General features: G+C 68.3%; 21 protein-coding genes and 1 riboswitch. Of the genes, 11 read left to right on the top strand and 10 right to left on the bottom strand.

Annotated features, from left to right (window positions below; translation table 11 throughout):
• The 6 genes from AC23D6_RS02835 to ilvD all read right to left on the bottom strand — a co-directional run bounded on the left by AC23D6_RS02835 (position 1) and on the right by ilvD (position 7624).
• Positions 1-168 (bottom strand): hypothetical protein, encoded by a 168-nt coding sequence (locus AC23D6_RS02835; RefSeq protein ID WP_487751326.1) that lies wholly within the window; start codon positions 166-168, stop codon positions 1-3.
• Positions 165-764 (bottom strand): DUF4136 domain-containing protein, encoded by a 600-nt coding sequence (locus tag AC23D6_RS02830; RefSeq protein WP_487751325.1) that lies wholly within the window; start codon positions 762-764, stop codon positions 165-167. Before AC23D6_RS02830 ends, AC23D6_RS02835 begins: the two co-directional genes overlap by 4 nt.
• 104 nt (positions 765-868) lie before the next feature.
• Positions 869-2755: a phosphomethylpyrimidine synthase ThiC gene (gene thiC / locus AC23D6_RS02825; protein ID WP_487751324.1), complete on the bottom strand. Its 1887-nt coding sequence runs from the start codon at positions 2753-2755 to the stop codon at positions 869-871.
• 126 nt (positions 2756-2881) lie between these two features.
• A riboswitch (TPP riboswitch) is annotated at positions 2882-2982 on the bottom strand.
• A 31-nt stretch (positions 2983-3013) separates the two neighbouring features.
• Positions 3014-4852: a methyl-accepting chemotaxis protein gene (locus tag AC23D6_RS02820; RefSeq protein WP_487751323.1), complete on the bottom strand. Its 1839-nt coding sequence runs from the start codon at positions 4850-4852 to the stop codon at positions 3014-3016.
• A gap of 74 nt (positions 4853-4926) precedes the next feature.
• On the bottom strand, positions 4927-5775 hold the full coding sequence (locus tag AC23D6_RS02815) for a phosphate/phosphite/phosphonate ABC transporter substrate-binding protein (RefSeq protein ID WP_487751322.1): 849 nt from the start codon (positions 5773-5775) through the stop codon (positions 4927-4929).
• A 7-nt stretch (positions 5776-5782) separates the two neighbouring features.
• On the bottom strand, positions 5783-7624 hold the full coding sequence (gene ilvD / locus AC23D6_RS02810; RefSeq protein ID WP_487751321.1) for a dihydroxy-acid dehydratase: 1842 nt from the start codon (positions 7622-7624) through the stop codon (positions 5783-5785).
• Between the two features lie 365 nt (positions 7625-7989).
• Between ilvD and ilvC the strand changes: the two genes are divergently transcribed.
• The 8 genes from ilvC to leuB all read left to right on the top strand — a co-directional run bounded on the left by ilvC (position 7990) and on the right by leuB (position 16882).
• On the top strand, positions 7990-8997 hold the full coding sequence (gene ilvC / locus AC23D6_RS02805) for a ketol-acid reductoisomerase (RefSeq protein WP_487751320.1): 1008 nt from the start codon (positions 7990-7992) through the stop codon (positions 8995-8997).
• The gene (ilvG, locus tag AC23D6_RS02800) at positions 8994-10742 is read left to right on the top strand and encodes an acetolactate synthase 2 catalytic subunit (protein ID WP_487751319.1); all 1749 of its coding nucleotides are present in this window, start codon (positions 8994-8996) and stop codon (positions 10740-10742) included. The genes ilvC and ilvG overlap by 4 nt, the downstream gene beginning before the upstream one ends.
• On the top strand, positions 10726-10998 hold the full coding sequence (locus AC23D6_RS02795; protein ID WP_487751318.1) for an ACT domain-containing protein: 273 nt from the start codon (positions 10726-10728) through the stop codon (positions 10996-10998). The genes ilvG and AC23D6_RS02795 overlap by 17 nt, the downstream gene beginning before the upstream one ends.
• A gap of 72 nt (positions 10999-11070) precedes the next feature.
• Complete coding sequence (locus tag AC23D6_RS02790) at positions 11071-12204, top strand: threonine dehydratase (protein ID WP_487751317.1); 1134 nt, start codon at positions 11071-11073, stop codon at positions 12202-12204.
• Positions 12201-13754 carry a 2-isopropylmalate synthase gene (locus AC23D6_RS02785; RefSeq protein WP_487751316.1) on the top strand — a complete coding sequence of 518 codons (1554 nt, stop codon included), beginning with the start codon at positions 12201-12203 and terminating at the stop codon, positions 13752-13754. The genes AC23D6_RS02790 and AC23D6_RS02785 overlap by 4 nt, the downstream gene beginning before the upstream one ends.
• Before the next feature lie 47 nt (positions 13755-13801).
• Complete coding sequence (gene leuC / locus AC23D6_RS02780) at positions 13802-15223, top strand: 3-isopropylmalate dehydratase large subunit (RefSeq protein WP_487751315.1); 1422 nt, start codon at positions 13802-13804, stop codon at positions 15221-15223.
• Positions 15223-15804, top strand: a complete 582-nt coding sequence (leuD, locus tag AC23D6_RS02775; protein ID WP_487751314.1) for a 3-isopropylmalate dehydratase small subunit — start codon at positions 15223-15225, stop codon at positions 15802-15804. The genes leuC and leuD overlap by 1 nt, the downstream gene beginning before the upstream one ends.
• Positions 15794-16882: a 3-isopropylmalate dehydrogenase gene (gene leuB, locus AC23D6_RS02770; RefSeq protein ID WP_487751313.1), complete on the top strand. Its 1089-nt coding sequence runs from the start codon at positions 15794-15796 to the stop codon at positions 16880-16882. The genes leuD and leuB overlap by 11 nt, the downstream gene beginning before the upstream one ends.
• Before the next feature lie 96 nt (positions 16883-16978).
• Here leuB and AC23D6_RS02765 read toward each other — a convergent pair whose 3' ends face one another.
• Together AC23D6_RS02765 and AC23D6_RS02760 are read right to left on the bottom strand one after the other, a co-directional pair.
• A complete protein-coding gene (locus tag AC23D6_RS02765; RefSeq protein WP_487751312.1) occupies positions 16979-20185 on the bottom strand; it encodes an efflux RND transporter permease subunit in 3207 nt (1068 codons plus the stop codon).
• A 4-nt stretch (positions 20186-20189) separates the two neighbouring features.
• Entirely contained in the window at positions 20190-21329 is a 1140-nt protein-coding gene (locus AC23D6_RS02760) for an efflux RND transporter periplasmic adaptor subunit (RefSeq protein ID WP_487751311.1), read from the bottom strand.
• A 78-nt stretch (positions 21330-21407) separates the two neighbouring features.
• Here AC23D6_RS02760 and AC23D6_RS02755 point away from each other — a divergent pair, with 78 nt between their 5' ends.
• The 3 genes from AC23D6_RS02755 to AC23D6_RS02745 all read left to right on the top strand — a co-directional run bounded on the left by AC23D6_RS02755 (position 21408) and on the right by AC23D6_RS02745 (position 24248).
• Positions 21408-22076 (top strand): TetR/AcrR family transcriptional regulator, encoded by a 669-nt coding sequence (locus tag AC23D6_RS02755; protein ID WP_487751310.1) that lies wholly within the window; start codon positions 21408-21410, stop codon positions 22074-22076.
• A 147-nt stretch (positions 22077-22223) separates the two neighbouring features.
• Complete coding sequence (locus AC23D6_RS02750) at positions 22224-22880, top strand: protein-L-isoaspartate O-methyltransferase family protein (protein ID WP_487751309.1); 657 nt, start codon at positions 22224-22226, stop codon at positions 22878-22880.
• A gap of 21 nt (positions 22881-22901) precedes the next feature.
• Positions 22902-24248 (top strand): TolC family outer membrane protein, encoded by a 1347-nt coding sequence (locus AC23D6_RS02745; protein WP_487751308.1) that lies wholly within the window; start codon positions 22902-22904, stop codon positions 24246-24248.
• A 154-nt stretch (positions 24249-24402) separates the two neighbouring features.
• Here the strand turns inward: AC23D6_RS02745 and AC23D6_RS02740 are convergent, their stop codons facing one another.
• Positions 24403-25626, bottom strand: coding sequence for a CaiB/BaiF CoA transferase family protein (locus tag AC23D6_RS02740; RefSeq protein ID WP_487751307.1), 1224 nt, complete (start codon positions 25624-25626; stop codon positions 24403-24405).
• On the bottom strand, positions 25623-26924 hold the full coding sequence (waaA, locus tag AC23D6_RS02735; RefSeq protein ID WP_487751306.1) for a lipid IV(A) 3-deoxy-D-manno-octulosonic acid transferase: 1302 nt from the start codon (positions 26922-26924) through the stop codon (positions 25623-25625). Before waaA ends, AC23D6_RS02740 begins: the two co-directional genes overlap by 4 nt.
• Between the last annotated feature and the right edge of the window lie 12 nt (positions 26925-26936).

Below are 26936 nucleotides of genomic sequence, written 5' to 3'. Positions count from 1 at the left end.
TCATTTGAAGTGGTAGACCAACGCGTAGTACACCACATAGATCCACGACAGCACGCCGTGGATCACGGCCCAGAGCAGCGACTTGTTGGCGCTCCAGGAGATCGTGATCGCCAGGGCCGTACCGAAGCCGATGCCCGCTTTGGCGATGCCGCTGCCGCCGCCCTTCACGGGGCCACCGCCGCGGCGCCGTTGCCGGCACGGTAGGGGTAGCGCATGAAGATTTCCGCGATCGCCGCGTCGATCTTGGCGCCGCGCTCTTCCGGCTTGGTCCGGCCGACCCGGCCGACGGCCACGCCCGTCCACACCAGGCGGTTCTGTTTCGCGTCCACCAGATCCACGTTGAGGGTCCCCTCGGTGTACTTGTAGACATCGGTGCGGTCGCGCCAATACGGCACCGCGAAGTAACGCCGCGCCCGGTAGCTGTAGTAGTAGTCGTAGTCCACTTCCGGCGTACTGATGACGTCGGTCTTTTCCTGCATGTAGGCGTTGAGATTCACCCACAGGTCCGGCGACTTTTCGTCGTACACGTAACCGCGCGCCTCCATCTGCCTGCGGGCTGCGTCCTTGGTGCGCCCGCTGGTGAGGGTGGCATAGCCCTGACTCTCGATCGCCAGCGGCGTGTAGAACGCGAAGCTGCGGTACTGGGCGAAGTTGGCGGACGGGTCCACGTCACTGGTGACGCGGGGACCCGTGGCGCAGGCGGCCAGCAGCAGCGTGGCAGCCAGCAACAGGCTTCGGCGGGTCAGGCGGATGATCGGGCTCATGGCAGGGTCTCCGGAGGTTCGGCACGGGCCGCCGCGATCGGCGGCCCCCTTTCCACCTTTACGCATCCCCGGGCCGATCCGTCGCAACGGACCTGCGCCGCGGTTCAGCCCTGACGATACACCTGCGCGCCCTGCGCCAGGAACTCCGCCGATTTCTCCGCCATGCCGTCGGCCAGCGCCTGCTGCTCGTCCACGCCGTGCTCCGACGCATAGTCGCGCACGTCCTGGGTGATCTTCATGCTGCAGAAGTGCGGACCGCACATGCTGCAGAAGTGCGCCAGCTTGTGTGCGTCCTTGGGCAGGGTCTCGTCGTGGAATTCCTTGGCCTTCTCCGGATCCAGGCCGAGGTGGAACTGGTCTTCCCAGCGGAACTCGAAGCGCGCCTTGCTGAGGGCGTTGTCGCGCACCTGTGCGCCCGGATGGCCCTTCGCCAGGTCCGCGGCGTGCGCGGCGATCTTGTAGGCCATGATGCCGTCGCGCACGTCCTGCCGGTTCGGCAGGCCCAGATGCTCCTTCGGCGTGACGTAGCAGAGCATCGCCGTGCCGTACCAGCCAATCATCGCCGCGCCGATCGCGCTGGTGATGTGGTCGTAGCCGGGCGCGATGTCGGTGGTCAGCGGGCCGAGCGTGTAGAACGGCGCTTCGCCGCATTCGCGCAGTTGCTTGTCCATGTTCTCCTTGATCAGCTGCATCGGCACATGGCCGGGGCCCTCGATCATGGTCTGCACGTCGTGCTTCCACGCGATCTTGGTCAGTTCGCCCAGCGTTTCCAGCTCGCCGAACTGCGCGGCGTCATTGGCGTCGGCGATACAGCCCGGACGCAGGCCATCGCCGAGACTGAAGGCGACATCATAGGCCTTCATGATCTCGCAGATGTCCTCGAAGTGCGTGTAGAGGAAGTTTTCCTTGTGGTGCGCCAGGCACCACTTGGCCATGATCGAACCGCCGCGCGACACGATGCCGGTCACGCGCTTGGCGGTCAGCGGCACATAGCGCAGCAGCACGCCGGCGTGGATGGTGAAGTAGTCCACGCCCTGCTCGGCCTGTTCGATCAACGTGTCGCGGAAGATCTCCCAGGTCAGCGCCTCGGCGCGGCCGTCCACCTTTTCGAGCGCCTGATAGATCGGCACGGTGCCGATCGGCACCGGCGAGTTGCGGATGATCCACTCGCGCGTCTCGTGGATGTGCTTGCCGGTGGACAGGTCCATGACGGTGTCGCCGCCCCAGCGGATCGACCACACCAGCTTCTCCACTTCTTCGGCGATGCCGGACGACACCGCGGAGTTGCCGATGTTGGCGTTGATCTTGGTCAGGAAGTTGCGGCCGATGATCATCGGCTCGCTTTCCGGGTGGTTGATGTTGTTCGGCAGGATGGCGCGGCCGCGCGCGATCTCGTCACGCACGAACTCCGGCGTGATGAGCTTCTGGATGCTCGCCCCGAAGCTCTCGCCCGGATGCTGTACCAACAGGTGCGCCTCGCGCACCGCCTCGAGCCGCTGGTTCTCGCGGATGGCGACGTATTCCATCTCGGGCGTGACGATGCCGCGCTTGGCGTAGTGCATCTGGCTGACGTTGGCGCCGGCCTTGGCGCGCCGCGGCAGCACGCGGTTGGGGAAGCGCACCGCATCGAGCTTCGCATCGTGTTCGCGCGCGCGACCGAAGGTCGAACTCAGTCCTTCCAACTGCTCCGTATCGCCGCGTTCCTCGATCCACTTCGCGCGCAGCGCGGGCAGGCCGGCGGCCAGGTCGATGGTCGCGGCCGGATCGGTGTAGGGACCGGACGTGTCGTACACGGTGACGGGCGGGTTTTCCTCGCCGCCGAAGATGGTCGGCGTCTGCGTCAGCGTGATCTCGCGCATCGGCACCCGGATGTCTGCCCGCGAGCCCTCGACGAAGATCTTCTGCGAACCCGGAATGGGCCGCGTCACGGACTCGGAAAGTTGTCCGGTCTGCTGCAGCAGGTCGGCGGCGGGCTTGGGAATGGCATTCATCGGCATCGTCCTTTTAATCCCCGCACGTGGATGTGCGGGCTCTTGCGAGGGATTCGCATCACGGGACGAAGCGGCGGCGCGGCGGCGGACGGAGGGCGGGCCCACGGGGGGGCGACACGGCAACGCGGCGCAGCCTGCGAAGCTTCCCTACGCCGGTCTCAACCGGATCAGGTTCGAAGGGTCTGTCTCAATCACCGGCCCGGCCGGCGATACCCCCGCTTCGGGGCGAATTAGAGCACAAACCGCCGGGGGACGACGTCATTCCAGGGTATAGCCCACCCGGAATCCGCCCCAGTGGCGCCCGGCCACGTACACCGGCACGGACAGGTCGAACATGATCTGGCCCGTATCCCGACGATAGACCTGCAGTCGGTAGGGGTCGGTGTGCGCGCCGACCGTGCGGCCCACCCGGTCGGTGAACAGGCGCTTGGTGCGGTTGCCGACCAGGTCCTGCGCCGGATCGCCGGTGAGGGGCTGGCTGAAGCGCAGGTTGTGGGTGGGCACGTAGCCATCGGGATTGGCGCAGATGGCGAACACGATCCAGGGATGCCGTGCGGCGACCGGCTCCTGCAGCGCGGGCAGCACGTCATCGCACAGCCCGTCGAAGGGCGTGGTGAACTTGGGCGGCGTCACGCCGGGGATCGGCGCGTAGTCGCGCGAGAACAGGGCGTCCTCGTGGATGCGTCCGTCGTGCAAGGCCTGCCCCAGCGCTTCGCCGACGCGCGCGGCCGCGGCCTGCGCCAGGTCGCGGACCCGCGCATGGCGACGATGGCCAAGCGGATCGGCCGGCAGGCGGAACAGGCCCACGCAGTCGCGTAGCGTATCCGTACCCTGCGCCAGGGCCTGGCCGCGCGCAGCGACATGGCCCGCGTGCTCCAGGTTGCTTCGGCTCAACGCGGCGACACGCTCGACGGCCGCATCGATGGAGGTGATCTCGCCGTCCTGGGCCGACACCCGTTCGACCACCGACTCCATCGCCTTGCTCGCACGCGCCAGCAGGTCGCCGATGCCGCTCAGTACCTGGCCGGTGGCCTCGGCCGAGGCAGCGCTTTCGCCCAGCGCACGGCCGCTTTCGTCGAGGATCACGCGCACGTCGCGCGCCGCCGTCGCCGCCTGCTCGGCCAATCGGCGGATTTCCGTCGCGACCACGGCGAAGCCGCGTCCGGCGGGGCCGGCGCGCGCCGCTTCGATGCTCGCGTTGATCGAGAGGATGTTGGTCTGGAAGGCGACGGCGTCGATCACTTCGATGACCTCGCCCGCCCGCGCGGAGCGCCGCTCGACTTCCCGCATGGCCTCGCCCAGTTGGCGTGCCGCGTCCATGCCGTGGCGCGCGCTGCTGTCGGCGCTGGCCGCAACCTGGATGACCGCCTGCAGTTCTTCGCCTGCGCCCTGCAACCCCGTCAGCAGGCGCCGCGTCGCGTCGAGCACAGTGTCGAGCGCGGCGACCTGTGCCTGGGACTGGTCCAGCAACTCGCTGTTTTCGCCTACCAGGTGCGGAACTTCCGCCGCCACCTGTACCGACAGCGAGACAGCCTGCCGGATCGCCTCGGCCAGGTTGCCGAAGCCGGCGGCGATCTGCCGCGACACGGCATGCGGGGCCTGGTCCGGCGGTAGCGCCAGATCGAGATCGCAGCTTCCCAGCAGTTCGCCGATGCGTTCGAGTAGCGCGCGCTCACGCGCCGCATCGGCCATGCGCTGCGCGAGCGTCTGCAATGCGGGCGATGCGACGACTGCGGGATTCTCGTCCTGCGCCAGCCGCGCGACATCGCGCAGCATCGCGGCTGTCTCGGGATGCGGCAGCGAGAGCAGCCAACCCTCCCCGTCGCGATCGGCCTGGTAGCGGATGCGCCGCGCGGGATCGCTCCCAGGCGCATGCCACGTGCCCTCTTCGTCGTGCAGGACCGACGGCGGCAATCCCCAGAGGATCTCGCAGGACTGGCCCAGTACCTGCTCCGGCGCCAGGGCCAACAGGTCCCAGGCCGCGCGGTTGGCGGCCACGACACGCGCGGCCGCGTCCAGCCGCATCAGCCCCACCGGCGCATCCGGCAGGGCGACGCCGCTCGCGGTGGTCGCCTGCATTTCTTCGGTCGCTGACATCACGCTCTCCTCCGTCCCTCGATAGCGGCCGGCGGAGGGACGGATTGAGACGCCTGTTCAGCTGTACTCGAAACTCAAAACTGATCCACCGCCACTTGGGAGAGGCCGACAGCATCCGCCACGACGAAGACCGTGGCATCGCCGAACTCCGGCCAGCCCGCTCGCAGCGCGGCCATCACGGCCGGGGCTTGGTCGTGCGCCTCGAGCAGCCAGGCCGTGAACTGCTGGCAGGGCACATCGGCCGCGGGGCGGCACAGCAGCGGGCCGGGCGGGATCGGGTCGGAGCGCCAGAGTTCGATCACACCCGTCGGGCGGCCGGCGTCGTAGACATCGGCCGCGAGCGCGGCCACATCGGCGCGCCCATTCGCTACGGCCTCCAGGGCCACCGCATGCGAGCCGGCGTAGGCGAGGTGGCCGAACGCGGTGCTCGGCTCCAGGCCACGCCGGCGCAGCTCGCGGACCGGCACGAAGCCGCCTGAGGCCGAATCGCGGCCGACCAGCGCCAGGCGCAGCGTCGGCGCCTGGCGTTCCAGTTCTCCCGGCGCCTCCAGTCCCTGCCGGGCGACCAGCACGGCCCGGTAGCGATCAGCCTGCAGCGCCGGCACCTGCGGCACGGGCAACGTGGTCAACGTTTCGTTCGCGCGCCGCGCCTGCAGATACCCATGCAGGTTGGGCACGGCCACATCGACGTCGCCACGCCGCAACGCATCGACGAGCGCGGTCGGCGAGTCGAACAGGCGGACCTGCACCGGATGCCGGGCACGCAGGCCGAGATAGCCCGCCAGCGGCTGGATCGCAGCGGCGCGGTCGCGTTGCGGATACGCGTAGGTGGCGATTACCCAGGCGCGCGGCGGCGCCTGCTGGGCCCACACAGGCATGACAGACAACAGCGATAGCAGGACAACGGAGAGGGCGCGGGTCATCCCGCTATCAGACACCATCCAGCAGTTGCTTGTCGCGTACGGCGCCCTTGTCGGCGCTGGTCGCGAGCAGGGCGTACGCCTTGAGCGCGGTGCTGACCTTGCGCGCACGCGGCTGCGCGGGTTTCCATCCCTTCGCATCCTGCGCGGCCCGGCGCGATGCCAGTTCATCGTCGGACACGAGCAGGCTGATCGAACGTTGCGGAATATCGATGCGGATGCGGTCGCCTTCCTGCACCAGGCCTATCGCGCCGCCGGCCGCCGCTTCCGGCGACGCGTGCCCGATCGACAGGCCGGAGGTGCCGCCGGAGAAGCGGCCATCGGTCAGCAGCGCGCACTGTTTGCCGAGCCCTTTCGATTTCAGGTAGCTGGTCGGGTAGAGCATTTCCTGCATGCCGGGCCCGCCCTTGGGGCCTTCGTAACGGATCACGACCACGTCGCCCGCCTTCACCTCATCGCCGAGGATGCCGGCCACCGCCGCGTCCTGGCTTTCGAAGACACGCGCCGTGCCTTCGAAGACATGGATCGACTCGTCCACGCCCGCCGTCTTCACCACGCAACCGTCGACCGCAATGTTGCCGTAGAGCACGGCCAGGCCGCCCTCCTGCGAGAAGGCGTGCTCGACACTACGGATGCAGCCTTCGGCACGGTCGGTGTCCAGCGACGGCCAGCGCGTGGCCTGACTGAAGGCGATCTGGGTGGGAATGCCGGCCGGTCCGGCCTTGTAGAACGTGGTGACAACGTCATCCTCGTTAGTGGCCACGTCCCACTTCGCGATCGCATCGCCCAGCGTCTTCGCATGCACGGTGGCGACATCGGTATGCAGCAGGCCGCCGCGCGCGAGCTCGCCCAGGATGGCCATGATGCCGCCAGCGCGGTGCACGTCCTCGATGTGGTACTTCTGTGTGTTCGGCGCCACCTTGCACAGCTGCGGCACGCGCCGCGACAGACGATCGATGTCGCGCATGTCGAACGGCACCTCGCCCTCCTGCGCGGCGGCGAGCAGATGCAGGATGGTGTTGGTGGAACCGCCCATCGCGATATCCAGCGTCATCGCATTCTCGAAGGCTTCGAACGTGGCGATGCCGCGCGGCAACGCCGTCGCGTCCTCGCCGCCGTACCAGCGATGGCATAGCTCGACGGCCAGTACGCCGGCGCGCTTGAACAACTGTTCGCGGTCCGCATGCGTGGCCACCACCGTGCCGTTGCCCGGCAGCGAGAGGCCCAGCGCCTCGGTCAGGCAGTTCATCGAATTGGCGGTGAACATGCCGCTGCATGACCCGCAGGTGGGGCAGGCGCTGCGCTCGACGGCGGCGACTTCGTCGTCGGAGACGTTCGGGTCGGCCGCCATCACCATCGCATCGACGAGGTCGAGCTTATGGTCGGCCAACCGCGTCTTGCCCGCTTCCATCGGCCCGCCGGACACGAAGACCGTGGGAATGTTGAGGCGCAAGGCGGCCATCAGCATGCCCGGGGTGATCTTGTCGCAGTTGGAGATGCATACCAGCGCGTCGGCGCAGTGCGCATTGACCATGTATTCGACCGAGTCGGCGATGACTTCGCGCGACGGCAGCGAATACAGCATGCCGTCGTGGCCCATCGCGATGCCGTCATCGACGGCGATCGTGTCGAACTCCTTGGCAACCCCGCCCACCCGTTCGATTTCACGTGCAACCAATTGCCCCAGGTCCTTGAGGTGCACGTGGCCCGGCACGAACTGGGTGAAGGAGTTGGCCACGGCGACGATGGGCTTGTGGAAGTCCTCGTCCTTCATGCCGGTGGCGCGCCAGAGCGCGCGGGCACCGGCCATGTTGCGGCCGTGGGTGGAGGTCTTGGAGCGGTATTCGGGCATGGAAACAGCCGGCGTTGCGACAGCGTGGGGAGCCTGATTCTGCGGCGTTTTCTCGGTTTCAGTCGAAACCATCTCGACTGAAATCATCCGATCGTCGAAAAGATTCTTAAACCGCTTGACACGCTTCGAAGCGGCGTGTTTTTCTTGCCGCATGCTGCAACGCCACACGCTCGCGACGAACGACCTCACCGCACCCGCTGCGGCGTCCTTCCTCGTACTCGTCCTTATTACCTCGCCCACAAGTGCGGGACGGACCGGCGTGTAAGCAGCAGAAACGCCAGATTCGCAAAACCCCGCACTGAGAAGTGCGGGGTTTTTTGTTTAAGCCCCTTCGATTCCCCATCAACCCTCAGGAAACCTTCGCAATGACCACCGCCAACGCTCTCCCGCATCCCAAGATCGCCGTCGTCGGCTACGGCAGCCAGGGTCGCGCGCACGCGCTCAACCTGCGCGACTCCGGTTTCGACGTGACCGTCGGCCTGCGTCCGGGTGGCCCGACCGAAGCGAAGGCCCAGGCCGACGGCTTCGTGGTGAAAGCGGTGGCTGATGCGGTGAAGGAGGCCGATCTGGTCGCGGTCCTGACGCCGGACATGGTGCAGAAGAAGCTCTACGCCGACGTGCTGGCACCGAACATGAAGCAGGGCGCGGTGCTGCTGTTCGCGCACGGCCTGAACGTCCACTTCGGCATGATCGAACCGCGCGCGGACCTGGACGTGGTGCTGGTCGCGCCCAAGGGCCCGGGCGCGCTGGTGCGCCGCGAGTACGAGATCGGGCGTGGCGTACCGTGCATCTACGCCGTCTACCAGGACAAGAGCGGCAAGGCGGAGCAGTTCGCGCTGGCCTACGCCGGTGGTCTGGGCGGCGCGCGCGCCAACATCATCAAGACCACGTTCAAGGAAGAGACCGAGACCGACCTGTTCGGCGAACAGGCCGTGCTGTGCGGCGGCGCTTCCTCGCTGGTACAGGCGGGCTTCGAGACGCTGGTGGAAGCCGGTTACCAGCCCGAAATCGCTTACTACGAAGTGCTGCACGAGCTGAAGCTGATCGTCGACCTGTTCTACGAAGGCGGCATCACCCGCATGCTGGAATTCATCTCCGAAACCGCGCAGTACGGCGACTTCGTCAGCGGCCCCCGCGTCATCGACGCATCGGTCAAGGCGCGCATGAAGGACGTGTTGACCGACATCCAGAACGGCACCTTCACCCGCAACTGGCAGGCCGAGTACGACGCGGGCCTGCCGAACTACAAGAAGTTCCAGCAGGCGGACAAGGACCACCCGATCGAGAAGGTCGGCAAGGAACTGCGCGCGAAGATGGTGTGGCTGCAGGCCAACGCCCCGCAAGCGAAGACAGACGAGCAGGCCGCCGCATGAACGCCGCCGCGGCCACTGCTCCACGCAATGGCGCCCGCTGGCTGGCCCACGCCCTGGAAGCCGAGGGCGTGGACACGCTGTTCGGTTACCCCGGCGGCACCATCATGCCGTTCTACGACGCGCTGGTGGATTCCAATCTCAAGCACATCCTGGTGCGGCATGAGCAGGGCGCCGCGCTGGCGGCGAACGGGTATGCGCGCGCCAGCGGCAAGGTGGGCGTGTGCGTGGCCACCTCCGGCCCCGGCGCATCCAACCTGGTGACCGGCATCGCCGACGCGATGCTGGACTCCGTGCCGATGGTCTGCCTGACCGGCCAGGTCGCCACCACGCTGATGGGCACCGACGCGTTCCAGGAACTGGACGTGTTCGGCCTGACCCTGCCGATCGTGAAGCACAGCTTCGTCGCCCGGCGCGTGGACGACCTGCCGGAGATGGTGCGAGAGGCCTTCCGCATCGCGCGCGAAGGCCGTCCGGGCCCGGTGTTGATCGATCTGCCCAAGGACGTGCAGATGTCCGACGCCTCGCACCTGCCCGACCACGTGCCGGCCAGCGTCGATCCGCTGCCGGCGCCGGACGATGCGAAGCTCGCCGATGCGCTGGCCGCCATCGCGGGGGCCGAGAAGCCCTTGATCTACGGCGGCGGCGGCATCGGTATCGCCGACGCGGTGGAGGCGTTCCGGCAGTTCGTCGACGCGACGAAGATCCCGACCGTGCTGACCCTGCGCGGCCTGGGTGCCCTGCCCGCGAACCATCCGTATTACCTGGGCATGCTGGGCATGCATGGCACGCGCGCGGCCAACATGGCCACGCAGGAGTGCGACCTGCTGATCGTGGTCGGTGCGCGCTTCGACGACCGCGCCACCGGCAAGCTGGCCGAGTTCGCGCCGTTCGCCCGCGTGCTGCACGTGGACGCCGATGCCTACGAAATCGGCAAGCTGCGGACCGCCGACATCGCGGTGCCGGGCGACATCGCCGCCAGCCTGAAGGCGCTGACGGCCGCGCGCAGCACGTCCGACGAATGGCGTAGGCATTGCCTGGGCAACCGCGAGCGCTTCGGCTTCCGCTACGACGCGCCGGGTACCGACATCTACGCGCCGGGCCTGCTGAAGCGGCTGAGCGAGGTGGCGCCGGCGGACGCGATCGTCGCGTGCGACGTGGGCCAGCACCAGATGTGGGTGGCGCAGCACTGCAGGTTCACCCACCCGCGCAACCACCTGACCAGCGGCGCGCTGGGCACGATGGGCTTCGGCCTGCCGGCCGCGATGGGCGCGCAGTTCGCCTGTCCCGACCGCACCGTCATCCTGGTCAACGGCGACGGCGGCTTCATGATGAACGTGCAGGAGCTGGCCACCATCGCGCGGTGCAAGCTGCCGGTGAAGATCGTGCTGATCGACAACAGCGCGCTGGGCATGGTGCGGCAGTGGCAGGAGCTGTTCTTCGCCGAGCGCTACAGCGAGATCGACCTGTCCGACAATCCGGATTTTGCCGCATTGGCGCGCGTATTCGGCATTCCCGCGCACCACATCAGCCTGCGCGACGAAGTCGAAGGCGCGCTGGCCGACCTGCTGGCCACGCCGGGTCCGGCGCTGCTGCACGTCACCATCGACATCAAGGCCAACGTCTGGCCGCTGGTGCCGCCGAACCACGCCAACAGCTCGATGCTGGACGCCAATCCCGCAAAGCAGTCCGCGCAGCCTGCCGACGCGGCCGACGGCCCGGAGAAGAAGAATGCGTTACCGGCTTGAACTGAAGCTCAAACCTGCCGAGGGCGCGCTGATCCGCGTGCTGGGCATGATCGAGCGCCGTGGCTTTCCGCCCCATGCAGTGCATGCCACCCACGACAGCGAAGGCTATTGGGCCCTGGCGCTGGTGATCGACAGTACGCGTGCGCCGGAGACGCTGCGCCAGCAACTGCTGAAGATCTACGACGTCGAGGAATTGTCCTTCAGCGCCGTGCAGGAGCTGAGCCGGGATCGTCGCCACCAGGACCGTGCCGCATGAAGACCGCATCCGCCAACGCGGAAGCCGCGGTCCGGAGGCGTCTTCTTCGACATCAGCCGTTCGCGTGCCGCGATGCCTGATGCCGGTCGCGCCCCCGCCAGCAACGAGCCGGACGTAGGCGACGTCGTCGTCACCGTGGCCGATGTGCTGGCGGCGCAGGCGCGGCTGCGCCGTTACCTGCCGACCACGCCACTGCACCTGGCGGAACGCTTCGGCGTGATGCTGAAGCTGGAGAACCTGCAGCGCACGGGTTCCTACAAGGTCCGCGGCGCGCTGAACGCGTTGCTTGCCGCGCGCGAGCGCGGCGACCGTCGCCCGGTGATCGCGGCGTCGGCCGGCAACCACGCACAGGGGTTGGCCTGGGCCGCCTATCGGCTGGGCGTGCAGGCGATCACGGTGATGCCGCATGGCGCGCCCGCCACCAAGATCGCCGGCGTCGCCCACTGGGGCGCGACCGTGCGCCAGCATGGCGACAGCTACGACGAGGCGTTCGCCTTCGCGAAGGAACTGGCCGAGCAGAACGGCTACCGGTTCCTGTCCGCCTTCGACGATCCGGACGTGATCGCCGGACAGGGCACCGTCGGCATCGAGATCGCGCCTTACACGCCCGACGTCGTCATCGTGCCGATCGGCGGCGGTGGCCTGGCCTCGGGCGTGGCGCTGGCGCTGAAGTCGCAGGGCGTGCGCGTGGTCGGCGCCCAGGTCGAGGGCGTGGACTCCATGATCCGTGCGATGAAGGGCGACACCGCGCCGAGGGACCCGGTCGCCTCGCTGGCCGATGGCGTGCGGGTGAAGGTGCCCGGCTTCATTACCCGACGCCTGTGCACCCAGCTGCTGGACGATGTGGTCACCGTGCGCGAAGCCGAGCTGCGCGAAACCCTGGTGCGGCTGGCGCTGGAAGAGCACGTGATTGCCGAAGGCGCCGGTGCGCTGGCCTTGGCCGCCGGTCGCCGCGTGGCCGGCAAGCGCAAGTGCGCCGTCGTCTCCGGCGGTAACATCGATGCGACCGTGCTGGCCCAGCTGCTGTCCGACGTGCGTCCGCGCCCGCCGCGCAAGCCGCGCCGCCGCACCGCCGAAGGCGATCCCTCGCTTGCCAAGGGCCGCGCCCCACGCGCGGCCAACCCCCATTTTCCCGCAACGTCCGGCGCGCGCCGTTTCGAGGTCGCCGCCATGGAAACAGAAGTACACGAGGAGCCCATCTGGTGAACACGCCCACCCATCCGACCCCGACGCAGATCCGCATTTTCGACACGACCCTGCGCGACGGCGAGCAATCTCCCGGCTGCAGCATGACGCCGCAACAGAAGGTGGTGATGGCGCGCGGTCTGGCCGACCTCGGCGTGGACGCCATCGAGACGGGCTTCCCGGCCAGCTCGCAGTCCGACCGCGAGGCGCACGCACAGATCGCGCGCGAACTGCGCGACACCACCCTGGTCGTGCTGTCGCGCTGCCTGGCCACGGACATCGAAACCTCGCTGCGCACGGTAACCGCCGCCGCGAAGCCGCGCCTGCACCTGTTCCTGTCCACGAGCCCGCTGCACCGCGAGCACAAGCTGCGCATGAGCCGCGAGCAGGTGCTGGAGTCCATCGACAAGCACGTGCGCCTGGCGCGCGGCCATATCGATGACATCGAGTTCTCCGCCGAGGACGCGACCCGTACCGAGGAGGATTTCCTGCACGAGGCGATCGCCACCGCCATCGCCGCCGGCGCGACCACCATCAACCTGCCGGACACGGTGGGCTTCACCACCCCGGAGGAAATCCGCGGCATGTTCGAGCGCGCGATCGCCAAGGTCCCGGGCGCCGACAAGGTGGTGTTCAGCGCCCACTGCCACAACGACCTGGGCCTGGCGGTAGCCAACTCGCTGGCGGCCATCGAGGGCGGTGCCCGCCAGGTGGAGGGCTCGATCAACGGCATCGGCGAGCGCGCGGGCAACTGCGCCATCGAAGAGTTGGTGATGGCGCTGAAGGTCCGCAACGCCTTCTACAACCTGGACACGCGCATCGACACGCGCCGCATCGTGCCGACCTCGCAGCTGCTGTCGCGCCTGGTTGGCATGCCGGTCCAGCGCAACAAGGCCATCGTCGGCGCGAACGCGTTCGCGCACGAATCCGGCATCCACCAGCACGGCATGCTGCGCCACCGTGGCACCTACGAGATCATGCAGCCCCAGGACGTGGGCTGGCCTTCGTCGCAGATGGTGCTGGGGCGCCACAGCGGCCGCGCCGCGGTCGAACAGCGTCTGCGCGCGCTGGGCTACTGGCTGGAAGAGGACGAACTGAAACTGGTATTCGAGCAGTTCAAGACCTTGTGCGAGAAGCAGCGCGTGGTTGGCGATGCCGATCTGCAGGCGCTGATGCAGGATGCCGCCGTCAGCGACGGCTACCGCCTGGCGTCTATGACGATCAGCGATGTCGGCAGCCGCGCCAACGCATTGGTCGAGCTGTCCGACCCGGATGGCAACCGCGTGTCCGAAACCGCACAGGGCAATGGACCGGTCGATGCACTGTTCAGCGCGCTGGCCGCCGCCACCGGCGTGCAGCTGCAACTCGAGAGCTACCAGGTGCACAGCGTCGGCATCGGCGCCGATGCGCGTGGCGAAGCCAGCCTGTCGGTCCGCTGCGAGGGCGAGGAATACCAAGGCACCGGCACCAGCAAGGACATCATCGAAGCCAGCGCGCTGGCCTGGCTGGATGTTGCCAACCGGCTGCTGCGCCAGCGCCGCATCGAGAAGCAGGAAGCGGCGGCGGCCTGAGGCGCCACCCTGTTTTCCACCCCGTCCAACGCACCACCGGAATCCGCATGACCGCGCCACGCACCCTGTTCGAAAAACTGTGGGACGCCCACGTCGTCGTTCCCGAGACCGACGCCGCCCCCGCCGTGCTGTACGTCGACCTGCACCTGATCCACGAGGTCACCTCGCCGCAGGCCTTCACCGAGCTCAAGGCGCGTGGCCTGTCGCCGCGCCGCCCGGATCGCACGAAGGCGACCATGGACCACTCCACGCCCACCCTGCCCGCCAGCGCCGACGGCAAGCTGCCGTACTACACCAAGGCGGCCGAAACGCAGGTGGAAACGCTGGCGCGCAACTGCGCCGAGTACGGTATCGAACTGTTCGACATGGCCTCGCCGAACCGCGGCATCGTCCACGTCATCGCGCCCGAGCAAGGCTTCACCCTGCCCGGCATGACCATCGTCTGCGGCGACAGCCACACCAGCACGCACGGCGCGTTCGGTTCGCTCGCGTTCGGCATCGGCACCAGCGAAGTCGGCCATGTGCTGGCCACGCAGTGCCTGCTGCAGCGCCGGCCGAAGACGATGGCGATCACCGTCGACGGCGCGCTGGCGCCCGGCGTCGGCGCCAAGGACATCGTGCTGCACGTGATCGGCGTGATCGGCGTCAACGGCGGTACCGGCCATGTGCTCGAGTTCCGTGGCAGCGCCATCGAGGCGCTGGACATGGAACAACGTATGACCCTGTGCAATATGTCGATCGAAGCCGGCGCGCGCGCCGGCATGGTGGCGCCGGACCAGACCACGTTCGACTGGGTAGCGCGGACGCCGCGCGGCCCGAAGGGCGACGCGTTCGACGCGGCCGTCGCTTACTGGAAGACGCTGCGCAGCGACGAGGGAGCCATGTTCGATGCCGAGGTACGCATCGACGCCGCCGATATCCGCCCCACTCTGACCTGGGGCACGCACCCGGGCACGGCGATCGCGGTGGATGCCCCGATCCCCCCGCCGGCCGACGCCGCCGACCAGAAGGGCCTGGACTACATGCGCTTTAGCCCGGGCCACGCGGTGGCCGGTACGCCGGTGGATGTCGTATTCGTCGGCTCGTGCACCAACGGCCGCCTGCGCGACATGCGCGAAGTGGCGCAGGTCTTGCGCGGCCGCAAGGTAGCGACGGGGGTGCGCATGCTGGTCGTGCCGGGTTCCGAGATCGTCAAGCGCGAGGCGGAGGCCGAAGGCATCGACCGCATCGTGCGCGAGGCCGGCGCCGAATGGCGCGAGCCCGGCTGCTCGATGTGCATCGCGATGAATGGCGACCTGGTCGCACCGGGCCAGCTGGCCGTGAGCACCAGCAACCGCAATTTCGAGGGCCGCCAGGGTCCTGGTGCGCGCACCCTGCTGGCGTCGCCACTGACGGCGGCATGGGCCGCGGTGAACGGACGCGTCAGCGATCCGCGCGAGCTGTTCGATGCGCACAAGGAGGTGGCGTGATGGCCGGTTTCCGTGAATTGCGCTCCAAGAGCGTGGTGTTGGCGCAGTCCAACATCGACACCGACCAGATCATCCCCGCACGGTTTCTCTCCACGACCGAGCGCGCGGGCCTGGGCAAGAACGCCTTCAACGACTGGCGCTGGCAGGCCGACGGGTCGCCGAACCCGGCGTTCCCGTTCAACCAGCCGGAGAACCAGGGCCGCAGCATCCTGCTGGCGGGCCGCAACTTCGGTTGCGGGTCCTCGCGCGAGCACGCGCCCTGGGCGCTGACGGACCTGGGCCTGCGCGCCATCGTCAGCAGCGAGATCGCCGATATCTTCCGCAACAACAGCCTGAAGAACGGCCTGCTTCCCATCGTGCTGCCCGAGGAGATCGTGCAGTCGCTGATGGAGCGGCCGGACGACGAACTGACCATCGACGTCGCCGCACGCGAACTGCGCGCGCCCGACGGCTCGGTCTTCAGCTTCCCGCTGGATGCCTTCGCGCAGACCTGCCTGCTGGAAGGCGTGGATGAGCTGGGCTACCTGCTGGCGCGCCATACCGACATCGAAACCTACGAGGCCACCCGTCATGCACGCTGACATCGCCGTATTGCCCGGGGACGGCATCGGCCCAGAAGTCACCGCCGCCGCCGTCACCGTGCTGCGCACGCTGGCGCGCCGCCACGGCCACAGCTTCGATTTCCACGAGTACGACATCGGCGGCGTCGCCATCGACCGCCACGGCGAACCGCTGCCGCAGGCCACGCTGCAGGGCTGCCAGCAGGCGAATGCCGTGCTGCTGGGTGCCGTCGGGGGGCCGAAGTGGTCCGACCCCAACGCGAAGGTGCGCCCGGAGCAAGGGCTGCTGGCGCTGCGCAAGGGCCTGGGCCTGTTCGCCAACCTGCGTCCGGTGCGCCCACATCCGGCCGCGCTGAACGCCTCGCCGATCAAGCCGCACCTGCTGACCGGCGTGGACATCGTGGTCGTGCGCGAGCTGACCGGCGGCATCTATTTCGGTGAGAAGACCCGCGATGCACGCGGCGCCAGCGATCTATGCAGTTATTCGGTCACCGAGATCGAGCGCGTGGTGCGCAGCGCGTTCAAGCTGGCCCGCCAGCGCCGCAGCCACCTGGTGTCGGTGGACAAGGCAAACGTGCTGGAAACCTCGCGCCTGTGGCGCGACGTGGCATCGCGGATCGGCCGCGAGGAATTCCCGGACGTGAAGCTGGAGCACCAGCTGGTCGATTCGATGGCGATGCACTTGCTGGCCAAGCCGCGCGAGTACGACGTCATCGTCACCGAGAACATGTTCGGCGACATCCTGACCGACGAGGCCTCGATGCTGGCCGGCTCGCTGGGCCTGCTGCCGTCCGCGTCGCTGGGCGACGGCAAGGTCGGCCTGTACGAGCCGATCCATGGCTCCGCGCCCGACATCGCCGGCAAGGGCATCGCCAATCCCTACGCCACCATCCTGAGTTGCGCGCTGCTGCTGCGGCATTCATTGGGCCTGCACGAAGAAGCCGACTGCATCGAACGCGCCGTGGACGCGGCGCTGAACGCCCAGGTGTTCACCAACGACCTCGCTACCGGCGGCCGCGGCGTCTCCACGCAGGTCGCCGCCCAGGCGGTCATCGAGCAGATGCAGGCGCACTGCTACGTCGCGGACCTGCGCGACTGAACGCGTCTCCCTCCCTTGGGAGGGAGAGACCGGACGGACGCACACGCACGCCTGGCGTCGGCGGAACGCGCCAGGCCGGATCAGCAGGGCGTTCGCCTACCCCGCTCGCTGCGGCTCGCTCGACGGCGCGGGTGCCGAGCCGTCGTCCGGGCGCGGCTTCACCTTGAACCATGCCGCGTACAGGGCCGGCAAGAAGAACAGCGTCAGCAACGTGGCCACGGTCAGGCCGCCCATGATCGCCACCGCCATCGGGCCGAAGAACGCGCTGCGCGAAAGCGGGATCATCGCCAGCACCGCGGCGAGCGCCGTCAGCACGATGGGACGGAACCGGCGCACGGTCGCATCGATGATCGCGTGCCAGCGATCATGGCCGGCGCTGATGTCCTGGTCGATCTGGTCCACCAGGATCACCGAGTTGCGCATGATCATGCCGGCCAGCGCGATCGTGCCGAGCATGGCCACGAAACCGAACGGCACGCGGAACACCAGCAGCGCGAGGGTCACGCCGATCAGGCCCAGCGGTGCCGTCAACAGCACCAGCGAGACGCGCGAAAAGCTGCGCAGCTGCAGCATCAGCAGCGTGGTGACCGCGAGCAGGAACAGCGGCATGCCGGCGGCGATGGACTTCTGTCCGCGCCCGGAATCCTCGACGGTGCCGCCGGTCTCCAGCAGGTAACCCTGCGGCAGCTGCGCCCGTACGTCGTCCAGCGTCGGCAGGATCTGCTGGACGACGGTCGGCGCGGTGATGTCGTCGCTGTTGAGGTCGGCGCGAACGGTGACGGTCGGCAGACGGTCACGGTGCCAGATGATGCCGTCCTCGAACGCGTACTCCAGGTTCGCCACCTGCGACAGCGGTACGCTGCCGCCGTTGCTGGTCGGCACCGCCAGACTGCCCAGCAGATCCAGCCGCGCGCGTTCGTCATCGGGCCCGCGCAACAGGATCTCGACCAGCTCGTTGCCTTCGCGGTAGGTGCTCACGCTCAAGCCCGACAGCGAGCCCGACAGGAAGTGCGAGACCTGCGAGGTGCTCACGCCCAGCGCGCGTGCGCGGTCCTGATCGATCTCCAGCCGCACGATCTTGCTCGGTTCGCTCCAGTCGAGGTTGACGTTGGTGACGTGCGGATTCGCGCGCACCTGCTCCGCCACCTGGCGTGCCAGCGCCTGTACCCGGTCGATGTGTTCGCCGGACACGCGGAACTGCACCGGATAGCCGACCGGCGGGCCGTTCTCCAAGCGCGTCACCCGGAACTGCAGCTCGGGGAACTGCGGTGCGACTTCGTCGATCAGCCAGTGGCGGGTGGCCTCGCGGGAGGTGATGTCCTCGGTCAGCACGACGAACTGGGAGAAGTTGGACTGCGGCAGCTGCTGGTCCAGCGGCAGGTAGAAACGCGGCGAGCCGGTGCCGATGTACGACACGTAGTTCAGCACGCCCTCGCGGGTGGCCAGCAGCTTCTCCAGCTTGCGGGCCTGCGCGTCGGTGGACTTCAGTGAACTGCCTTCGGCCAGCTCCAGGTCCACCATCAGTTCGGGGCGGACCGAATCCGGGAAAAACTGCTGCGGGACGAAGCGGAACAGCGCGATCGAGGCCACGAACGCCGCCACGGTCACGCCGATCACCAGCCAGCGATGGCGCAGGCAGAATTCCAGCCAGCCACGGAAGCGCTGGTAGAACGGCGTGTGGTACGGGTTGTGGTCGTGCGCATCGTGCGCCTTCGGCGCGAGCACCATCGCGTACTGCGGCCAGCGGTCGGCCAGGCGCGCGCGGAGGCCGTGCCAGCGCGCGGCCAGTGAACCCGGCTTGGGCGGCTGCGGGTTGCCCAGATCAGGCAGCATCTTGTCGCCCAGATACGGGATGAAGAGCACCGCGGCGATCCACGAGACGACCAGCGCGATCGTCACCACCTGGAACAACGAACGCGTGTACTCACCGGTGCTCGAGGCCGCGGTGGCGATCGGCAGGAAGCCGGCTGCCGTCACCAGCGTGCCGGTGAGCATCGGGAACGCGGTCGATTCATAGGCGAAACTGGCTGCCTTCAAGCGGTCGAAGCCCTGCTCCATCTTGATGGCCATCATCTCCACCGCGATGATCGCGTCGTCGACCAGCAGGCCCAGCGCCAGCACCAATGCACCCAGCGAAATCTTGTGCAGGCCGATGCCGAAGTAATGCATCACCGCGAATGTCATCGCCAGCACCAGCGGGATCGACACCGCCACCACCAGCCCGGTGCGCAGGCCCAGCGAGAAGAAGCTCACCAGCAGCACGATGATCACGGCCTCGGCCAGCACGCGCACGAATTCGCCGACCGAATCCTCCACGGCCGCCGGCTGGTCGGAGACCTTGCGCAGCTCCATGCCCAGCGGCAGCGTCTTCTGCAGGCGCTGGAACTCGGCCTCCAGCGTCGCGCCGAGCTTGAGAATGTCGCCGCCGTCCTTCATCGCCACCGCGATGCCGATGCCGGGCTGGCCCATGAAGCGCATCCGCGGCGCCGCCGGGTCGGCGAAGCCGCGCTTGATCTCGGCGATGTCACCCAGCTTGACGGTACGGCCACCGGCGCGGATCGGGAACTCGCGGATCTCGTCCACCGAATCGAACTCGCCGCTGACGCGCAGTTGCACGCGGTCGCTGGCGGTCTCGAAGAACCCCGCCGGCGTCATCGCGTTCTGTTCCTCCAGCGCCTGCTGGACGGCGCTGAGCGGGATGCCCAGCGTGGCCAGCTTGGTGTTGGACATCTCGATCCAGATCTTCTCGTCCTGCAGGCCGACCAGTTCGACCTTGCCGACGTCGTCCACGCGCTGCAGTTCCAGCTGGATGCGGTCGGCGTAGTCCTTCATCACCGCATAGTCGAAGCCTTCGCCGGTCAACGCATAGATGTTGCCGAAGGTGTCGCCGAATTCGTCGTTGAAGAACGGCCCGACCACGCCGCTTGGCAAGGTGGCCCGGATGTCACCGACTTTCTTGCGCACCTGGTACCAGAGCTCGGGGATCTCCTTGGACTTCATGGAGTCGCGCGCCATGAAGATCACCTGCGATTCGCCCGGCCGCGAGTACGAGCGGATGAACTCGTAGTTGCCGGTGGTCATCAGCGCCTTCTCGATGCGCTCGGTGACCTGCTGCGAGACTTCCTCGGCGGTGGCGCCCGGCCACACGGTGCGCACGACCATCGCCTTGAAGGTGAAGGGCGGATCTTCGGACTGGCCCAGGTGCCTGTACGACCACGCGCCGATGATGCCCAGCAGGATCATCGCGAACAGCACCAGGCTGCGGTTGGTCAGCGCCCACTCGGAAAGATTGAACCGGCGCATGCCCTTACTCCGAGCGCGTGGCGATGGCGGCCGCGCCGCCACCGGCCGCGAGCTTCAGCGGACGGTTGCTGCGGTCCACCGGGGCGACCACCTGGCCTTCGCGCAGCAGGTGGCCGCCGGCGGCGACCACCCAATCGGTGGCTTTCACGCCGCCGAGCACGGGCACGGAGGATTCGCCATAGCGACCGAGCTGCACCGCCTGTGCGCGCACCTTGCCGCTCGCCGGATCGACGATCCAGACGGAGGTCTTGCCGTCGTCGCCACGCTGCACGGCGGACAGCGGCAGCTTCAGCGCCGCCTGGGTACCGTTCTCCTGCACGTAGACCCGTGCGCTCTGGCCGAGCTCGACCTGCTGGATTGCCTCGCCCACCAAACTGACGCGCGCGGCATACGTGCGCGTCTGCGCATCAGCCGCCGGGGCGATCTCGCGAATCGTGCCCGGCAAGCGCTGGCCCGGCGCGTTCCACAGTTCGATCATCACCGGCTGGCCGACGCTGAAATCGCGGATGCGGTTTTCCGGCAGGCCGATCGCCACCTCGCGACCGCCGTCGGCGGCCAGCGTGAAGATGGTCTGGCCCGCCGCGACCACCTGCCCGGCTTCCGCTTGGCGGCTGGCGATCACCCCGTCGCGCGGTGCGCGCAGCTGCGAGTAACCTTCCTGGTTCTGCATGACGTCCATCTGCGCGCGCGCGGCGCGTGCCTGGCCTTCGGCGGCCTTGTAGGCCGCGACCTGCGCGTCGTAGGCGGACTGGCTGATCAGCTTGTCGCCCACCAACTTCGCGTAGCGATCGCGGTCACCGCGCGCACGGACCAGGTCAGCTTCGGCCGCGGCCAATTGCGCTTTCGCCGCCTGCGCTTGCAGGGCGAAGTCGCCTGCGTCCAGCAGTGCCAGCACTTCACCCTTCTGCACGCGCGCGCCGGCGTCCACGTTGCGGCGGACCAGGTTGCCGCCGACGCGGAAGGAAAGCGGGCTCTCCTCGCGGGCACGCACTTCACCGGCGTAGGCCGACAGCGCGGCCTCCGCGCCGCCGCCGGGCTGCACCACCAGCGCCGGCCGCACCGTTTCCGCCGGTTTCTCCGCGCTGCAGGCGGCCAGGCCGAGCAACAGGATTCCGAACACTCCGTTCCAGCGCGACTGGCGCATAAACCGCTCCGTGGGCATTCAATTAGTGGACTTGGCGGTATAGTATAAATATCGAACCGAGTAGTCTAGTATTACATCATGGTCAGCCCGCCTCCTTCCGCCAGCCGCCGCAAGCCCATCGCCAAGCCCGCCAGCGGGCCCGGCCGACCCAAGGACCTGGGCAAGCGCGCCGCCATCCTCGAAGCCGCCAAGCAACTGTTCGCGCGCGAGGGCTTCAACGGCGTGAGCATGGACCAGATCGCCGCCGAAGCCGGCGTCTCCAAGCTGACGGTCTATAGCCACTTCGGCGACAAGGACGCCCTGTTCGCCGCGGCCGTGCAGGCCAAGTGCGAGGAGATGCTGCCGGACGCGCTGTTCGAAATCGAACTCAAGGGCTCCCTGCGCGACCAGCTCAAGGCCATCGCCCAGGCGTTCTTCGCGCTGATCACCAGCGAGGAAGCCATCAGCACGCACCGCATGATGATGGTTCCCGGCAACATCGACGACAAACTCAAACAGACCTTCTGGGAAGCCGGCCCGCAGCGCACCCACGATGCGTTCGCCGCTCTGTTGCAGGCGCAGGTGGCTAAGGGCGAGCTGGATATCCCGGACGTGGCCACGGCCTCGGTGCAGTTCTTCACCCTGATCAAGGGCGAAGTCCATGCGCGCATGACTTGCGGCCTGTGCAGCCAGCCCCGCCCGGCCGATGTCGGCCGCCACATCGACGCCACCGTGGACATGTTCCTGAGGGCCTATGGCCGCCGCTGAAACTGAAGCCCAGCCCCGCACGCAGGAGGTCGCGGTGACTTCCGGCACTGCGCCGGCCGCGACGGCTGCCCCGATGCTTGCCCAGCGCGGACGAAGCCGGCCCGGTAAAATGCCCGGCCCAGCCCCCCGCGTCGGATGACCACCCCCATGACGATCGATTACACCCAGGCCCGCGAAAACATGGTCGAGCAGCAGGTACGTCCCTGGGACGTGCTGGATGCGCGCGTGCTGGACACGCTGGCCACGCTGCCGCGCGAGGCCTTCGTGGCCGAGTCGCACCGCGCGCTGGCGTACGCGGATCTGGAACTGCCGCTGGGGCATGGCCAGTCGATGATGAAGCCCGTCGTCGAAGGCCGCACCCTGCAGGCGTTGAAGCCGCAGGCCAGCGAAGACGTGCTGGAGATCGGCACCGGCAGCGGCTACCTCACCGCCTGCCTCGGCAATCTCGCACGCGATGTGGTCAGCCTGGAAATCCAGCCTGAACTCGCCGCCGCCGCGCGCGCGCGCCTGGACGCAACCGGCCTGGGCACCAACGTCCGTATCGAGAACGTGGATGCGCTCGCCTGGGACACCGACCGTCGCTTCGACGTGGTCTGCGTGACCGGTGCCGTCGCCACGGTCCCGGCCCGCTTCCTGCAGTGGCTGCGTCCCGGAGGCCGGCTGTTCGTCGTGCAGGGCACCTCGCCGGTGATGGAAGCCGTGCTGCACATCAACGATGTCAACGGTCCACGCATCGAATCGTTGTTCGAGACCGACCTCCCCTACCTGGTCGGCGCCACGCCGGCGCCCCAGTTCGTCTTCTGAAGCATTAAAAAAGGAACCCGCATGAGCCGTCGCCCCCTCGCACTAGCGCTCGCCCTGGCCCTGCCGTCTGCGGCCAACGCCACCGACCTGATGCAGACCTATGAGCTGGCGCGTGCCGGCGACACCACGCTGTCCATCGCCGAGTCCACCCGGCTGATCGACAAGGAGGGCGCCGTGCAGGCCCGCGCTGCGCTGTTGCCGCAGATCAGCGGCAGCGCCCGCTACGACCTGACCCACAACAGCCGTCCGGGCGACCCCACCGGCGACGGCAAGAGCCGCACCTACGGCGCTACCTTGGACCAGACGATCTTCGACTGGAGCCGCATCTCCAACCTGCGTGCCGAGAAGGCCATCAGCCAGGCCGCCGACTACGACCTGGCCTCGGCGAACAACGACCTGATCACCCGCACCTCGGCCGCCTACTTCAACGTGCTGATCGGCATCGAGTCGCTGGCCGCCGCCGAGACCAACGAAGCCGCGTCGAAGAAGCAGTTCGACTACGCGCAGAAGCGTCTCGACGTGGGCCTGGCGCCGATCACCGACGTGCACGAAGCCCGCGCGCAGTACGACAGCGCCCGCGCCAACACCATCCTCGCCCGCAATGCGCTGGACGACAGCTATCGCGCGCTCGCCGAGATCACCGGCCAGCCGATCAGCGGCCTGAAGGGCCTGCCGGATGATTTCCGTCCGGAGCTGCCGGCCGAACAGAATGCGCAAGCATGGGTCGATCGCGCCGTCGAGCAGAACCCGGACCTGAAGTCGGCCCAGTACCAGCTGGAATCCGCACAGCATGGCGTCTCCAGCGCGCGCGCCGGCCACTACCCCACGCTGAGCTTCCGCGGCAACTACTCCAACGGCACCGACTGGGACAGCATCCCCGGCACCCTGTCGCAGGATGGCGAAGGGTATTCCTGGGGCGTGACGCTGAGCGTGCCGATCTTCTCCGGCGGCGCCACCCAGTCGGGCGTGCGCCAGGCGCTGGCCCAGCGCGACCGCGCCTCGGACGGTCTGGAACAGACCCGCCGTGCGCTGATCCGCAACACCAGCAACGCGTACCAGGCGCTGGTCGCCGGTGTCAGCGAAGTGGAGGCCCGTCGCCTGGCCGTGGTGTCCGCGCAGAGCGCGCTGGATGCTTCGCAGGTCGGCTTGGAAGTCGGTACCCGCACCGTGCTGGACGTGCTGCAGAACCAGCGCACGCTGTTCCAAGCGCAGGTCGAGTACGCGCAGGCCCGCTACAACTTCCTGCAGAACCGCCTGCTGCTGGAACAGGCCGCCGGCACGCTGGACGGCACCGATGTGCAGGACGTCAACCGCCTGCTGACCGCCGACGCCGAAGCGCGCCTGTCGTCGCAGCCGGTTTCGCAGTAATCCCCGCGCACCGCGCGGGATCACAACGGCGGGCTTCGGCCCGCCGTTGTCGTTTCCGCACCCGGGATTCTGGTGGGAGCGACGTGAGTCGCGAGCTCTTCGGCTGTTATTGCACCAAAGCATCGCGACTCACGTCGCTCCCACAACACCCCTATCAGATCGCGCCACGCTCGCGCAGCAAGGCGATCTCGTCATCACCGAACCCGGCCTCACGCAGCACATCGACCGTGTGCTGCCCGAGCATCGGCGGCGCACGCGGCGGATCGACCGGCGTGGCCGACAGCTTCATCGGGTTGCCCACCATCGGCACCGTGCCCGCCAGCGGATGCGGGGTTTCGACGATCATGCCGCGCGAGCGCACGTGCGGATCGGCGAAGACATCGTCAAGATCGTTCACCGGCCCACAGGGAATGCCGGCGGCTTCCAGCGATGCCAGCCACGCGCTGCGCCCGCGCGTGCGAAACGCTTCCTGCAACACCGGGATCAACGCCTCGCGATGGCGCACGCGCGCGGCGTTGGTCGCGAAGCGCGTGTCCTGCGCGAGCGATGCGAGGCACAGCAGTTCGCACAGGCGGGCGAACTGGCGGTCGTTGCCCACCGCGACAATGATGTGTCCGTCGGCCACGGTGAAGACCTGGTACGGCACGATGTTGGCGTGCGCGTTGCCCTGCCGCCCCGGCGCCTCGCCGCCGACCAAGGCGTGGCTGCCCAGGTTGGCGAGCATCGCGACCTGCGCATCCAGCAGAGCCATGTCGATCGTCTGCCCCTCGCCGGTGGCGTCGCGATGGCGCAACGCGGCGAGGATGGCGACGGTGGCGTACATGCCGGTGAACAGATCCGCCACCGCCACGCCGACCTTCTGCGGCTCGCCGTCGGGCGCCCCGGTGAGGCTCATCAGACCACCCAGGCCCTGCACCGCGAAATCGTAGCCGGCCCGCTGCGCATAAGGCCCGTCCTGCCCGAAGCCGGTGATGGAGCAATACACCAGGCGCGGATTGAGTGCGCGCAGCGTCGCCGCATCCAGACCGCGGCGCGCCATGTCGCCGACCTTGAAGTTCTCCACCAGCACGTCGCACCGCGTCGCCAGGCGGCGGATCACGGCCTGCCCGTCGGCGGTCGACAGATCGACCGTCAGCGAACGCTTGTTGCGGTTCGCGCAGAGGTAATAGGCGGACTCGTCCGTTTCGTTGCCCGACGCATCGCGCAGGAACGGCGGTCCCCAGCCGCGCGTGTCGTCGCCGGTGCCGGGGCGCTCCACCTTGATGACGTCGGCGCCGAGATCGGCGAGCACCTGCGTGCACCACGGGCCCGCCAGCACGCGCGTGAGATCGAGCACGCGCACGCCGGCCAATGCCTGCGGCGTGGCCGCACCGCTCATGCCACCGGCGCCGGCAGGTGAGGCGCGATCATCACCAGGGTGCGGGCGAGCGCGCCGCGGCCGTGTTCGACCAGGGCGCGCCCATGCGCGGCCATCTCGCCGCGTCGCGCATCGTCGGCGAGCAGTACTTCCACCGCGCGTGCGACACCGGCGGCGTCGGGCGCGATGACGAGCGCATCGGCTTCCTTGAGGCGACGCGAAATCTCGCTGAAGTTATGCAAGTGCGGTCCGGTGACGGCGGGCGTGCCGACGGCGGCGGGTTCGAGCAGGTTGTGCCCACCGATCGCCTGCAGGCTGCCGCCGACGAAGGCGACGTCCGCGCAGGCATAGAACGCCATCAGTTCGCCCAGGGTGTCGAGCACGAACACGTCGTCGTCGCCGGCGGGCCACTGGTCCGCGCGACGCGTGCCGACCTTCCAGCCCGCTTCGCGCGCAGCGTCGGCCACGCGTGGGAAGCGCTCGGGGTGGCGTGGCGCCCACAGCAGCAGCAGGTTCGGCCAGCGCTGCCGCAGGCGCGCGTGGATGTCGCGCACTGGCGCTTCTTCGTCCTCATGCGTGCTCGCGGCGATCCACACCGGACGGCGATGCGCGAGGTGTCCACGGAAGCCGGCCACCACGTCCTTTACGTTCGGCGGCACCGGGATGTCGAACTTCAGGTTGCCCACGTCGCGTACTTGCTCAGGCGCTGCGCCAAGCTGCACAAAACGGGCGGCGTCGCCTTCGGATTGCGCGGCGACGCGGCGTACCGTGCGCAGCGTGCGGGCAATCAGCGGGCGCAGCACGCTGTAGCCGCGCAGCGAACGCGCCGACAGCCGCGCGTTGAGGATGTAGACCGGCACTTTGCGGTCGTGGCAGCCGAACAGCAGGCTGGGCCACAGCTCGGTTTCCATGATCAGCGCGAGCCGGGGCGGGAAGTGGTCGAGGAAGCGCGCCACCGCGCCCGGCAGGTCGTAGGGCGAGTACACGTGCAGCACGCGATCGCCCCACAGCGCGCGTACGCGCTCGGAACCGGTGGGCGTGATGGTGGTCACCAGCAGGCGAAGCCCGCGGTGGCGCTTCAGCAGGGCATCCACGACGGGCGCGGCGGCATTCACCTCGCCGACCGATACCGCGTGCAACCACACATCGACCGGCCGCGGTGCGGCGTCGTAACCGCCGTAGCGTTCGTTCCAGCGCTGGAAGTACTCGGGATAGCGGAAGCCGCGCCAGATCAGGTGGTAGACGGTGACCGGCGTCAGCATGTACAGCACCGCCGAATACAGGGCACGCAGCAGGCGTTCGGCGGTTCGGTTCGGCATCGTCGACAAGGA

Source organism: Pseudoxanthomonas sp. G3, assembly GCF_057654715.1.
Note: the sequence above shows the minus strand (reverse complement) of the source record. Positions and strands in the feature narration are given on the sequence as shown.